This window comes from Maritalea mobilis, from assembly GCF_004363175.1.
In the GTDB taxonomy this organism is placed as follows: Bacteria; Pseudomonadota; Alphaproteobacteria; order Rhizobiales; family Devosiaceae; genus Maritalea; species Maritalea mobilis.
Window position 1 is genome coordinate 741763 of record NZ_SNYR01000002.1, and the last position, 13651, is coordinate 755413.

Consider the following 13651-nt stretch of genomic DNA (forward strand, 5'->3'; position numbering starts at 1 on the left):
TCCGCAAGTAAAAACGCCTAAATCCCCACGCAATCGTTACCTATCCCCTACAAAAAGTTCAAGATTTTTTTAACCAGTTGGTAAAAATAATTGCATTTTTGACCGAACGGAAGAAATTTTTATTTATGATTCAAGAGGTTAATAATTGGCCCGCCAGCAGCCTCTGCATCCGCCTGATCGTGGGTAACCATCAAAACCGGCAGTCGATTCTCGCGCGCCTGTGCAAAAACAAACTGCCGAACCCGCGCCCGCAACTCTACATCGAGCGAAGAAAACGGTTCATCCAGCAATAAAGCGCGTGGGTTTGATAGAAGCAAACGCATTAGCGCAATGCGCGATTGTTGGCCACCAGAAAGGGTGAGCGGATCGCGCGGGCCAAGCTCTTCCAGATTTACCGCCCGCAATTTTTCACGCACTTTTTCGCACCGCTCATGCTTGCTGCCGCCACGGGGCAAAGCAAAAAGCAGATTGTCCTCCACACTCATATGAGGGAAAAGAAGCGGGTCCTGAAACATCAGTCCGATTTTGCGCAAGCTTGGGTCTTGATGGGTTACATCCTGCCCATCGAGAAGTATTTGCCCTTCACACGTAAAACGTGGCGAGAGGAAGCCTGAAATGGCGTTGAGCAAAGTCGATTTGCCCGAACCGGATGGCCCCATAACGCTCAACACTTCCCCAGCTTTGATTTCAGCGTCCAGATGGAACAGCAATTCATCGCCCAGCGAGATGCGCAAATCTTTCAGGTGTAGACTATGTTCGACCATTTAGGCCTCCCGCTGTTTGGCGAAGTAAATTTTGTTGGGATAAAGCAGTTTAGGCAAGGCCAATGCCAACGCAAACCCGACCGCTGGCAGCAAGGTTTGCACCAACGCATAAATGCCAATCAAACGCCGATCCCCGCCGGAAGCCAAGGCCACCGCTTCTGTGGTGATGGTGGGTACGCGCCCTGCCCCGATCAACAAGGTTGGGAGATATTGCGCGACTGAAATAGCAAAGCCTAGCGCCAACGCCGTTAAAATTGGCCGCAGCAACATGGGCAATTTGATTTGAAAGAAAATGCGGTTTTGCGATTTGCCAAGCGCTGCAGCGGTTTGCATATAGCGCGGGTCCAGATCATGAAAACTCGCTTCCAGCGCCAGATAGGTATAGGGAAACACAAACACCACATGCATCAGTGCAACGGGCCAAAAGCTGCCATCTAACCCGTAGCGCACCAGCAAAATGGAAATGCCAGAGATAAAGGCAATTTGCGGCACAATCAGCGGCAGATAGATCAGCCGCAACGCTTTTTGGGTCAGCCGGATATTGTGGCGGCATTCATTTTCAAGGCAGATCAGCGTCTGGCCGACAGAAATCAATGTGGCCACAATGCCGATCTGAATGGCGTTAAATGTTGGTCCCCAGAAATAGGGTGCATTTTCCATCCAACGGCTAAAATTCATGCTGCGTGGCAAGGCTTCTGGAAAACGCCAATAACCCGCCAAAGACCAAATGCCGAGAATGATCAGGCTGGCCATGGAAATCAGCACGAGCGTGAGCATGGTGCCACTGAACAGGCCGCGCAAAATCTGATCATTTTGGTGGCGCATGCCTTTGGTTTGCATTTGCCGCATCAAATAGCTGCATAGCATTTCGAGCAACCGCCAGATGAGCAAGGCGACCAGTGTTGCGGCCAGCTGGAACACGGCGCCCGCAGCGGCGACGAAGCGCATTTCAATGTCAGGATCGTTCATCCAGCGCAAAATCTGTACGGGCAAACTTGGCGGCAAGTTTGGACCAAGGATCAGGGCGACATCCACCACCGAGCTGGAAAAAGCAATCACGGCAAAAATCGGCAAGCGGATTTGCCGATAGAGCGCGGGCATAACCACGGTGAGCCACGCCCAAATGCGGCCATAGCCCAGCGTGCGGGCCAGCTTCAGCCGTTGGTCCACATTGATTTGGGACGCGGCAGTGAGGCACATGAGAAACAGAAAGGGCACTTCTTTCAGCACCAACCCTGCCAACAATGCATAACCCAGCGGGTCATTGATGATCAGCCAATCTGGCGGGCGGTCAAAGCCTGTAGCCCAAGGCGACAAAATCCGGATCAGCCAGCCAGAGGGCGCGAACAGGAACGCAAAGCCAAATGCGGCGGCGGCATGTGGCACCGACATAAGCGGGGAGATAAAACGCGTGATTTTGCCGAATATCGGCGCATCCCAAAAGGCCGCGAAAAAGCCAACCACGATCACAAAGGAAATAAGCGTGGTGGCCAAACCGATCCATATGGACAGATGCACGGAATGCCAAAAGCCAGGCACATGCATGGCTTTGTGCAAATGATCCCAAGTAAGTTCTAGCCCGCCCAATGTTGGGAAATAGCCTAATGCTGGTGCCGCGACACCTAGCAAGCCCGCCAAAAGCGGCGCGGTGAGCAGGAGGATCACAAGAAAGGGCGCTGCCCAAAATAAGATGTTCAGCGCCCGATTGGTCATGTGCATTACATATCGCGCATGAAGCGTTTTGACCATTCTTCCTCAAGCATGGTCGCCCAGCTTGCGTGAGGCTCGAGCAAGGTTTTGCCAAACTCCTCGCCTTGCAAAGTGGCCGCGCCCAGCTCTAATGCGTCAAAATAGGCTTTTTGTTCTGCAGGCAAGGCATTGATGGCCAGAACAGATGGGTCGCCCCAAACATTTTCGTCAGCCTTGCGCGCCTGTGCTTCTGCGGAAAGCAGGAAGTTTGCTACCACCATGGCCCCTGCTTTTGCGTTGGCATTGTAGGGAATGGTGACAAAATGTGAGTTGCCCATAGAGCCATAGTCCATAACGAAGGACCGCACGCTTGGCGGCAATTCACCAGCATTGATGGCTGATGATGCTTCGCCGGGATTAAAGGTCATTGCGATATCGATTTCGCCATCGGCCAGCAGATTTTTCAACTGGGTTGTGTCCTTGGCGTAAATTGCACCATCGCGCCAAAGGTGCGGCTTGATCTCTTCCAAATAGGTCCAAAGCGGCGCTGTTGCCTCGTCAAACACGTCTTTGGTGGCAGGCTCGCGCAAGATGGATGGGTCATCCACCACACCATACAACACCTGTTTCAAGAATGTAGTGCCGATAAAGTTTGGTGGGGCGGCATAAGTAAAGCGCCCAGGATTTTCTTCGGCCCAGGTTGCAAGGCCCTCAAGTGAGGTTGGCGGCTCCGGCAAAATCTCGCTGTCATAATAGAAGGTCAATTGCGCCATGCCCCATGGGCTTTCTTGCCCTTCAACTGGCACGGTAAAATCGTAGGTCAGGGTCGGCTTACCCTCAATGTCGGCATATTGATAATTGGGAAGTTGTTCAGCCCAATTGTCATCAATGAGCAGGCCTTGCTCTTTCATGGCGGCGAAGTTTTCGCCATTGATCCAAATAAGATCGACTGAGCCGCCAGAATCGCGGCCCGCAGCTTTTTCCGTGATCACACGGCTGACGGCGGTTGCAGTGTCTTCAAGTTTTACATGTTCGAGGGTGACGCCATATTCGGCTTTCAGCTTGTCGCCCACCCAAGCAATATAATTATTGATGTTTGGCGCCCCGCCCCACGCGTTAAAATAAACGGTTTGGCCCTGAGCTTGCTCCAAAACGCTTTCCCAATTTGCAGGGTCTGGCGCTTGATCCTGCGCCAAAGCGTGGGTAGGCGCACCTAAGGCAATAATTGATGCAAGGGCCAATTGCTTTGCGGCGGGGGAACGGAAAAACCGATTTTTACGCATAAAATATCCTTCGCACGTGAGTGCTTATTGATCGAACAATTGCAGATATTTGATACGCGATTGGCGCGAGAAGTACAGCCCCTTAGGGCAACAACTCTTGCTCACATAAGTGTGAGAATATACTTGATCTTTTTATTGATCCGATGCGGCGGGCTCTTCCGTTTCCACCGGGATGGCTTCTGCGTCAATTTGCGCAGCGAAGCGGCTGAAGAACCGATCAATCACCCCTTGGGCACTTTTACCTACGATTTTTGAGCCTAGTTTTTCGATAGAACCGGAAACTTCACCATGGGCCTCAAACTTTAAAATGCAGGCCTCGTTGGCCAATCCCCAATCTTGCAATTCAATATCTGCTGCGCCGCGCGCTAGGCCCAAAAGCCCGCCGCGACCGCCGCCTGAAAGCGTGTAAGCCCGGGCAGGCTCCACATTCGACAGACTTAGATCGCCCACAAATGTCGGTTTCATCAGGCCCAAATTTACGGTGATTGAGGCTTCCAGATTTTCGCTATCCACCCACTCAATCCGGTCGCAACCGGGGATGCAGGCCTTAAGCACGTCTGTATCATTTAGCGCTTCCCAGACCGACAATCTTGGGGCTGTGATGCGGTAATGTCCAACAAATTTCATAAAAGGCCTTTACCTCAAGCGAAACAATTCCAATATCTTCAACACATGGTAACATGCTTGCACTGTGTCAATTGATGAAGATAAAAGAATTGTCTAACACTTTTGGTTCCAAGGCTGAATGGGGAAACAATTATGGCTAATGAACTCGCTGAAAAACCATTGCAATATCTAGACAAGGCAGTGGGCGCGATCCGCGAAATGGGCCTTTGGCCAGAAACTGTTGAAGAGGCGCCGATTACCGGCCTTCTGCAAGAAATCACCGATTTGGATGAAACCCGCGTCATTTTGATTGGCCGGACGTTGAACCAAGCGAGCATTTTCAACGAAGTTGTGCGCGAACAAATTGCGGCCATGAATATTGGCCAGCGCTATGAAGACATCACCAATGGCTTTGACAGCATCCGCGACGATGCCAAAGGCATGGTGGACCAGCTAGAAGATGGCAAGTTGGACTTGCTGGAGCGCGCATCCAACGTTTGGATGAAAGTGACACGCGGCGACATTCCAACTCGCTTTGACAAAATCCGCACCACTTATCTTGAAGTCACCAAAGACACGAAAGATCAAGTTGATCGCGAACATACTATTTTGGAAGCCTACCGCGATTTCCGCGGTGCGCTGAAGCAATCTGAAGTGATGGCGCTTGAAGTGCTTGAAAAAGCAGAAGCCAAACTGAATGAGCGCAAAGAGCATTTGAGCAATGCCACAAAAGAGTTGGAAAACTTTGCTGATGGCACGCCGGCTGACCGTGCTCGGTTGGAAATGGCACGCGACGAACGGTTGCGCGAAATGCAGCAAGAAGAGCGTCGTTACCAGATTGCGAAAGACCTTTCTGACAATTTGACAATCTCTTACAACACGTCAGAAGTGATCATGGCGCGCTTGATGCAAACCACCAACGCCAAAGAGCGGGTTTATCAGCAATCCATCTCCTTCTTCTCAACCAACGAGACTGTGTTGACCGCATTGAGCGCGTCTTTCACCGGCCTGTTTGGCTTGCATGAAAGCACTGAAACCTTGAACGCGATGAAGGAAGGCATGTCTAAAAGCCTTGAAACTTTGGCGGAGATTGGCGACAGCGTGCAAGAAGAAGCACTTAAAGCTGGTTACGGCCCAACCATTCGCGCTGATGCAGTGAAAAAGCTGGTGGATAGTGTTGTAAACTTCCAAGAGAAGTCTCGCACAATCATCAATGAGATGCGTGAGCAATCCACCAAAAACTCAGCCGAAATCCGCGATGCTGTTGAAGATGGCAAGCAACGTTTGGCGAAATTGGCCGCCGAAGGCAACACGCTTTTGGTTGAACAAAAGCAAAGCTAAGCAAACGGCATAGAGACGAAACGGGATAAGCGTTTTGAACAAAGACAAGTCTTTACCGCTTGACGATGTAATGATGGCGATGGACGTGGTGGACACACTGCGCCATCGCAATGATCTGGTGGCGCGGGAACTGAATGAAGAGAACCGAGCCTCCACATTGGTGGATCGCTTGCGCGAAATCTATCACCAGCAGGGCATTGATGTGCCCGATCACATTTTGCAAGAGGGCGTGAACGCACTCAAAGAATCTCGTTTCACTTACAACCCGCCCACGGGCGGGTTTGGATATATGCTTGCGCGTGCCTATGTGTCACGCGGCCGTTGGGGCAAATGGGTGTTGGGCGTCGGCCTGGCGCTCGGCATTGGCCTTTCTGGCTATTTTCTGGTTTATCAGCCCATGCAAGCAGGGCAAGCGGCGGCAACGCAAACCTATTTGAGCACAGAATTGCCTGCCCAGTTTGATCAACTTGTGACGCAGATTGAAGCCACCGCAAAGGTTGACGCAGCGAACACGCAAGCGGCAGAGCTGGCCGACCGCGGCAAGTTGGCCGCAAGCGCTGGCGATCAAGTTGCGGCAGAGAAATTCCTTAGCGATCTCAACGTATTGCTTTCCACATTGCAAAGCGAATATCGCGTGCAAGTGGTGAACCGCGAAGGCGCAGACACTGGCGTTTGGACTTATCCAGACGTGAACCAAGACGCACGCAATTATTACATCATTGTTGAGGCCATTGGGCCTGACGGCAATATTTTACCCCAGAGCATCACCAACGAAGAATCTGGCCTTGCTGAAACAGTTGAGCAATGGGGTGTGCGCGTAAGTGAAGTGCAGTTTGAAGCCATTCGCGACGACAAGCTGGATGATGGAATCATTCAAAACAACATTATGGGCCTGAAAGAATTTGGCTATCTCAATGTGGATTACACGCAGCCAGTTTTGGGCGGCGCGATAACAAAGTGGTAGGGCATTAGCATGGTATCAGGTCCAGAAGCACTGCGTCGGCTCGATCGCTCAATGCGCGACATTCGCGATGAAGAGCGTTCGCTCACCCGATCTTCCGCCGATGCATCGGCCAAGATTGCGCGGCTGCGCGAAGTGGAAAGCGAGCAATTTTCCGCGCTTGCGAAGGTGCGGCTTGACCCGCAAAAGCGCACAGAAGTCACCGACTATATTTCGCGCGCGGAAAAGGAAGCCAACGAGATTTTGCAACGCCATGCCAGCAAGCTGGATGAGCTTTCTGGACTTTTGGCGGATGTGGATAAAGACATTGAAGCCACACGCGACAAGCGCGATGCGGCCATGGCCGATTATGAGGCCGCGCAGAAAAAGCTAGACCAATTGAGCGCTGAAGTTTTTGCCGACCTTGATAAGGACGCCAAATATCAAGTACAGAAACAAGCGGTTGATGACGCTGTGGCCACCTTTAACCACGCCGACGAAAAAGCAGGCGTTGCAGAAAAAGATCGCGAAGAAAAAGGCGCGCCTTATCGCAACGATCCGCTGTTTATGTATCTTTTTGAGCGTGGCTATAACACCAATGCCTATAAAGCGAGCAACATCACCCGCATGTTGGATGGTTGGGTGGCGCGCATGGTGCGCTATCACGATGCCAAGCCTAATTTTGTTATTCTGAACGAAATTCCCATGCGCTTGCGCGAGCATGCGGACCATCTGCAAGATGAAATTGATGCCGAGCGGCAAAAGCTGGATGCGCTTGAGGATGCAGCGTTTGATGCCCATGGCGGCAAAGCGGCCCGCGAAACCGCAGATCGTTCAGAAGAGATTATTGCTGCTATTGATGCACGGCTGGTTGAGCTTGAGGACCAACGGGACGAGTTGGTGCATCGGCAGCGGAAATTCTCTGAAGGCAAAAATCCAGCCTATCGTGAAGCTGTAGATTTGCTTGCCTCTGGCCTGCAGCGCGAAGGGTTAGAAGATCTTTATGCGGCTGCCCGGCAAACCTCCACCCGCGAAGATGACCAGATTGTGCGCAAGATCGATGCGGTGCGCACTGAAATCGTTGCGTTGGAGACGGAGATCAATGCCAGCAAAGATCGACTGAAAACACTTGCAGTTCGGCGGCGCGAGCTCGAAGATATTGAATGGGAATTCAAGCAAAAGCGCTATGACCGCCCATCATTTGATTTTGATGATGATCTGGTGGAAGACCTTTTGGGAGAGTTTTTGAAGGGTGCCATCAGCGCTTCCAATTATTGGGGCCAATGGCAAAAGGCACAAAAATATCGCGGTCCAAAACGCAGCCGCTCCAAGGATCAATATAGTAATCCATGGGGCAGCAAATCCTATAGCTCAAAGAAGCGCCGCAAATCGAAAGATTACGGCACATTCGGGTCTAGCTCATCGGAGTTTTCCCGTCCACGCAGCACGCCGCGCGGATCAAAAGGCAAACGCGATCACGGCGGCTTTAAAACTGGCGGCAAGTTCTAGTTTATGACCAGCATTCACCAAAGCGCCAGCACCGGCTATCAGAAAAATGCCGATAAATATCAATCTGGGCGACCAGATTATGCGGCGGCGAGTTTGGACTGGATGCGAGACGCTTTGGCTGTGGGCAAAAACAGCAAAGTTGTGGATTTAGGCGCCGGCACAGGCAAGTTCACCAAACGGATTTGCGAAGTGTCAGACCATGTGATCGCAGTGGAGCCAGTGGCTGCCATGCGCGAGACGCTCCAGGCCAACCTGCCGCAAGTTGAAACGCCTGAGGGTAACGCGTTGGACATTCCTTTGCCGGATCAAAGTGTCGATGCATTAATTTGCGCACAATCCTTCCACTGGTTTGCCAGTGATCTTGCGGTGAATGAAATGGCCCGCGTGCTTCGCCCCGGCGGCAAACTGGGTTTGATTTGGAATGTACGCGACGAAAATGTGGATTGGGTGGCGGCAATCACCAAACTGATCACGCCCTATGAGGGAGATGCGCCGCGTTATTATAAAGGGGATTGGCAAAAGCCGCTCCCCTCACCTCACTTTTCACCGCTGGAAAAGCAAAGTTTTATGCAAAGCCATGACGGCCCAGCGGAGGAAGTGATCGTTAATCGCTTCTTGTCTGTCAGCTTCATCGCCGCGCAACCCGAAGAGGTTCAAGCTGAGATTGCTGAACAGCTGCGGCAACTAACGGCGACACATGACGCGCTGAAAGGGAAAGAGCAAGTTTCTTTCCCCTATGTGACTGAGGCGTTCAGCGCGACACGGCTTTAGTCTATTTACACGGCGCCAAGAAGTTTGGGCCACCTTTTGCTTCCAGCTCTTTCACCTTCATATCAGCAAGTAATGGCATCAATGTTTCCGTTTGGTTGCGAGCGACATAGATGCTGAACTTTGAGTTTGACGCAATTTGCGGTGTGGTGCGGCAAAATTCTGGTTCGACACCAATGGCCAAGCTGCCTTGAATTTTCTCAGATTTAAGCCTGCGCACTTCGGCCTGAATGGTTTTTAACTTTGATTTTTCCACGTCTGGGAACACAAATACATGCAGGTTTTGCCCCGCTGGCACGTTCATGTTTGCGCCGGGGATTTCTCCTGCTTCCGCTTTCCGTAATCCCACATATGTTTTTTGTGTTTTGCCGCCTTCTGGCGTTAGTGAAAACACGAAAAATGTCTTTTCCGTCACCGGTTTCAGGCTGCTGTCAGCTTCCACCGCAAACACCATATCTTCGATAGGATCATTGACCACATCAAGTTTCGACATGGTTTGAATGGTGCCAATGGTGCTGAGCGACACACAAGCGCTGAGTGCAAATGGTGCCAGCAGCAAAACCGCCAATCGGGTAGACTTAAACATGAAAATACCCTCTCATCTTTCAATGAGAGAGTATTTAGTTTTTATTTTAAAAAATTCAAGTTTTATTTGATTAATTCACCGAGCGCGCTGGCACCTTGATCGGCTGCGCCGACAAGCTGCCGCATGCCAGCAAAGAGCTCGCGGCCCAAACCATGGTGCGATGCACTCAAATCTTGCGTTGCCACGGGGCGGGCATCAAATTCAGCTTGATCCACCAAGATTTCCAACACGCCTGCTTCTGCGTCAAGACGGATCACGTCGCCATCTTTGATCTTGGCGATTGGCCCGCCATCCACAGCCTCAGGGGTCATATGAATTGCAGCTGGCACTTTGCCAGAAGCACCTGACATACGGCCATCTGTGACCAACGCAACCTTGATGCCGCGATTTTGCAGCACGGACAATGGTGGGGTCAGTTTATGAAGCTCTGGCATGCCGATGGCTTTTGGCCCTGAAAAGCGCACCACAGCAATCACATCTTCATTCAGTTCGCCTGCCTTAAAGGCGTCGTTCAATTCATCTTGCGAGTGGAACACTTTTGCTGGCGCTTCCACCACACGATGTTCCGGCTTCACCGCTGAAATTTTGATCACCGATTGTCCCAGATTGCCTTTAAGCAATTTCAACCCGCCATTTTTGGCAAAAGGCTTGTTGCATGGGGTCAGCACATTTTCATTGCCAGATTCTTTGGCAGCGGGTTCCATTTTGATGCGGTCGTCAATCAATTTTGGCTCTTGCGCATAAACATGCAGACCTGAGCCCCAAATTGTTTTCACATCATCATGGGCCAAGCCGCTGTTCAGCAACTGATCGATCAAGAAGCCCATGCCGCCCGCAGCGTGGAAATGGTTCACATCGGCCATGCCATTTGGATAAACGCGGGTCAGCAATGGCACCACGTCTGACAGGTCAGACATGTCTTGCCATGTGATTTGAATGCCCGCGGCAGCCGCCATGGCGATCAAATGGATGGTGTGGTTTGTGGAGCCGCCTGTGGCGTGCAGGCCGATCATGCCATTCACGATGGCTTTTTCATCCACCACACGGCTGGCTGGGGTAAATTCATTGCCCAACGCTGTGATCGCCAAAGCACGGCGGGTCGCTTCCTTGGTCAGGGCATCCCGCATTGGGGTGCCCGGATTGACGAAGCTTGAACCGGGCAATTGCAGACCCATAATTTCCATCAACATCTGGTTGGTGTTGGCGGTGCCATAGAAGGTGCAGGTGCCCGGCGAGTGATAGCTCTCGCTCTCCGCTTTCAGCAACTCATCACGCCCCACCTTGCCTTCGGCATAGAGTTGGCGGATGCGCGCTTTTTCGTCATTTGGAAGGCCAGACGGCATGGGGCCAGCTGGCACAAACACCGCTGGGATATGCCCAAATGTCAGCGCGGCGATCACCAAGCCGGGGACGATTTTATCGCAAATCCCCAAGAACATGGCCGCATCAAACATATTGTGGCTGAGGCCAACGCCTGCGGCCAGCGCAATCACGTCACGCGAGAACAGCGACAAATCCATGCCGGGTTGGCCTTGGGTCACCCCATCGCACATGGCAGGCACGCCACTGGCGACTTGGGCCACGGCGCCTGCTTCTTCTGCGGCTGCTTTGATCTGATCAGGGTAATCCTTATAGGGCGCGTGGGCGGACAGCATATCGTTATAGGCGGTGATGATGCCGATATTGGGCGTTACATCATCGCTTAGCTTTGCTTTGTCGCTAACACCACAAGCGGCAAAGCCGTGCGCCAAGTTACCGCAAGACAAGGCCGTACGGTGCACGCCTTGCTTAGCTGCCGCATCCATACGGTCCAGATAAATCCGCCGGGTTCTCTCGCTGCGTTTGGTGATACGCTCAGTAACTTCGCGGATCGTTTGATTGACGCTCATGGGTTCTTCTCCTTTGGATTTATCCGTGCGACCTGAGGGCAAAGGATATTAGGGACACCAGAAGATGTTCAGTTCTTTCAATGTTTGGCGCAGTACGGCGCGGATGGGCATTTCGGCAACATCGCCCTCACCCATCGCAGTTTTCAACACGTCCTGTTTCTCATCGCCTTCAATATGCAGTGCCAAAAAGCTAGACTGCAACAATTGCGGCAATGTGAAGGTGATGCGCGGCTCGCCAGCGCCGGGGGCTTCAATTGCCGTGAATGTGTTTTGATTTTTCAAATCAATGGCTTCGGCCAGCTGGTCACCTTCTGGGAAAAAGGATGCTGTGTGCCCGTCTGTGCCCATGCCCAAAATCACAACCGTGTAGGGCTTATGCATGGCAGCAAACTGCTCACCCAAAGATTTTGCGCCTTCTTGCGCAGATTGGCCATCCACATAAAGCGGCATAAAGGCTGCGCCATTGGCTTTATTTTGCAGCAGATATTCACCCACCAGTTTCGCGTTTGAGCGATCAGAACTTGGCGGCACCCAGCGCTCATCGACCAAAGAAATGGTCACACGGGTCCAATCCAATTCTTCCTCGCTCAACGCAGCAAAAAACGCTTTGGGCGTTGAGCCGCCTGAAACCAGCATGCTGGCTTTGCCGCTGGCTTCAATATCGCGCTTCAACTCCGTGGCCACACGAAAGGCCAAGGCGCGCGCCAGTTGGTCTTTGCTGTCAAAATTATGGTCGATTAAATCTGCCATTCTGTCACCTATAATGCTTTTGGGTCGTCCAACTCTTCATGCCAAGTGCGGCCATCGCGCTCGATCAGCGCAACAGAGCTGGTTGGCCCCCAAGTGCCCGCGGTGTAGCCATGCAAAGGCGTTGCATCAGTATCCCATGCTTCGCGGATCGGATCGATCCAAGCCCATGCGGCTTCCAATTCATCGCGACGCATAAATAGAGTTTGATTGCCGCGCACTACATCCATGAGCAACCGCTCATAAGCTTCTGGGGTCCGCTGGGTAAACGTGTCAGCAAAGCTAAGGTTCAATGGCACTTGGCGCAAACGCATGCCACCGGGGCCGGGATCCTTGATCATCAAGAACAGCTTCACACCTTCATCAGGCTGCAAACGGATCACCAACTGGTTTGGCGTTGGCGCACCCTGGGTGCGGGAAAAGATAGAGTGCGGAATTTCGCGGAATTGGATGACAATTTCTGATGCCCGGCGCGCCATGCGCTTGCCCGTGCGCATATAGAACGGCACACCATTCCAGCGCCAATTTTCCACTTCTGCCTTGATGGCCACAAAGGTTTCTGTGTTGGAGGTTGCGCCTTCGCCCAATTCTTCCAGATAGCCCGGCACTTTTGTGTCTTCAGAGCTCACGCCGCGATATTGGCCGCGCACTGTGTTCTTGTGCACATCGTCGCCCTCAATGCGTTTTAGGGCGCGCAAAACTTTCAGTTTTTCGTCGCGCAACGCATTAGCTTCATCGGAGGCAGGCGGCTCCATGGCCACCAAGCACAAAAGCTGAAGCAAATGGTTTTGCACCATATCGCGCAACGCGCCGGACTTTTCATAATAGGAACGACCACCAGCGCCCACAGATTCTGCGGCAGTGATTTGAATATGATCAATATGGGCAGAATTCCAAATTGGCTCAAACAAGGCATTGGCAAAGCGCAAAGCCAAGAGGTTTTGTACGGTCTCCTTGCCCAAATAATGGTCGATCCGGTAAACCTGATCTTCGCGGAAAACTTCTGCCACCGTGTCGTTGATCTCAATGGAGGATTGAAGATCGCGGCCCAATGGTTTTTCCAGCACCACGCGGGCATCTGGCGTCCAATAATTCTGGCTCGATAGATAATCGCAAATGGGTGCGAACAGGAATGGGGCAACGGCGAGATAGAAAGCGCGGACCACTTCAGGATCGTTGCGCAAGGAATCGCTGAGTTCTGCCCAGCCTTCACGGTCTGTCACATCGTTGGCGATGTAAGAGAAGCAGCCGATGAAATCATCCAGCATTTGTTGTTCAATATGATCCGCATCAACAAATTCGGTCACTGCATCGCGGGCGAATTTTTGAAACTCTTCGTCGCTCATCTCCGTGCGCGACACACCTATGATGCGCGAATTGGTGTCGAACTGTCCGTCATAAAAGCGGTAATAAAGCGCAGGGATCAACTTGCGCTGAGAAAGATCGCCAGTGGCGCCAAACACCACATAGTCAAAAGGATCGACCGGAATAATACGGGCGGACATAGAGTTTCCTTTCGTGTTTCACAC

General features: G+C 52.1%; 12 protein-coding genes. 4 read left to right on the top strand and 8 right to left on the bottom strand.

What is annotated here, in order from left to right; translation table 11 throughout:
- Positions 1 to 119: 119 nt before the first annotated feature.
- The 4 genes from ATL17_RS11455 to ATL17_RS11470 all read right to left on the bottom strand — a co-directional run bounded on the left by ATL17_RS11455 (position 120) and on the right by ATL17_RS11470 (position 4363).
- Positions 120 to 764 carry an ATP-binding cassette domain-containing protein gene (locus ATL17_RS11455; protein WP_133572924.1) on the bottom strand — a complete coding sequence of 215 codons (645 nt, stop codon included), beginning with the start codon at positions 762 to 764 and terminating at the stop codon, positions 120 to 122.
- Positions 765 to 2513 carry an ABC transporter permease gene (locus ATL17_RS11460; protein WP_246028692.1) on the bottom strand — a complete coding sequence of 583 codons (1749 nt, stop codon included), beginning with the start codon at positions 2511 to 2513 and terminating at the stop codon, positions 765 to 767.
- On the bottom strand, positions 2483 to 3736 hold the full coding sequence (locus tag ATL17_RS11465) for an ABC transporter substrate-binding protein (RefSeq protein ID WP_133572925.1): 1254 nt from the start codon (positions 3734 to 3736) through the stop codon (positions 2483 to 2485). The genes ATL17_RS11460 and ATL17_RS11465 overlap by 31 nt, the downstream gene beginning before the upstream one ends.
- Before the next feature lie 132 nt (positions 3737 to 3868).
- Positions 3869 to 4363 carry an SRPBCC family protein gene (locus tag ATL17_RS11470; protein WP_133572926.1) on the bottom strand — a complete coding sequence of 165 codons (495 nt, stop codon included), beginning with the start codon at positions 4361 to 4363 and terminating at the stop codon, positions 3869 to 3871.
- A 132-nt stretch (positions 4364 to 4495) separates the two neighbouring features.
- On the opposite strand from ATL17_RS11470, the gene ATL17_RS11475 reads away from it, so the two are divergent.
- The 4 genes from ATL17_RS11475 to ATL17_RS11490 are packed head-to-tail and all read left to right on the top strand — an operon-like array spanning position 4496 to position 8903.
- Positions 4496 to 5683, top strand: a complete 1188-nt coding sequence (locus ATL17_RS11475) for a cell surface protein (RefSeq protein ID WP_133572927.1) — start codon at positions 4496 to 4498, stop codon at positions 5681 to 5683.
- Positions 5684 to 5717: 34 nt separating this feature from the next.
- Positions 5718 to 6647 (top strand): DUF6384 family protein, encoded by a 930-nt coding sequence (locus ATL17_RS11480; RefSeq protein WP_133572928.1) that lies wholly within the window; start codon positions 5718 to 5720, stop codon positions 6645 to 6647.
- A gap of 9 nt (positions 6648 to 6656) precedes the next feature.
- A complete protein-coding gene (locus ATL17_RS11485; protein ID WP_133572929.1) occupies positions 6657 to 8132 on the top strand; it encodes a hypothetical protein in 1476 nt (491 codons plus the stop codon).
- Between the two features lie 3 nt (positions 8133 to 8135).
- Positions 8136 to 8903, top strand: coding sequence for a class I SAM-dependent methyltransferase (locus tag ATL17_RS11490; RefSeq protein WP_133572930.1), 768 nt, complete (start codon positions 8136 to 8138; stop codon positions 8901 to 8903).
- Position 8904: 1 nt separating this feature from the next.
- Here the strand turns inward: ATL17_RS11490 and ATL17_RS11495 are convergent, their stop codons facing one another.
- From ATL17_RS11495 to zwf, 4 genes are all read right to left on the bottom strand, one after another.
- On the bottom strand, positions 8905 to 9486 hold the full coding sequence (locus ATL17_RS11495) for a hypothetical protein (RefSeq protein ID WP_133572931.1): 582 nt from the start codon (positions 9484 to 9486) through the stop codon (positions 8905 to 8907).
- A 62-nt stretch (positions 9487 to 9548) separates the two neighbouring features.
- Positions 9549 to 11375 carry a phosphogluconate dehydratase gene (edd, locus tag ATL17_RS11500; RefSeq protein ID WP_133572932.1) on the bottom strand — a complete coding sequence of 609 codons (1827 nt, stop codon included), beginning with the start codon at positions 11373 to 11375 and terminating at the stop codon, positions 9549 to 9551.
- A gap of 48 nt (positions 11376 to 11423) precedes the next feature.
- Positions 11424 to 12125 (bottom strand): 6-phosphogluconolactonase, encoded by a 702-nt coding sequence (gene pgl, locus ATL17_RS11505; RefSeq protein ID WP_133572933.1) that lies wholly within the window; start codon positions 12123 to 12125, stop codon positions 11424 to 11426.
- An 8-nt stretch (positions 12126 to 12133) separates the two neighbouring features.
- The gene (gene zwf / locus ATL17_RS11510; protein ID WP_133572934.1) at positions 12134 to 13627 is read right to left on the bottom strand and encodes a glucose-6-phosphate dehydrogenase; all 1494 of its coding nucleotides are present in this window, start codon (positions 13625 to 13627) and stop codon (positions 12134 to 12136) included.
- Between the last annotated feature and the right edge of the window lie 24 nt (positions 13628 to 13651).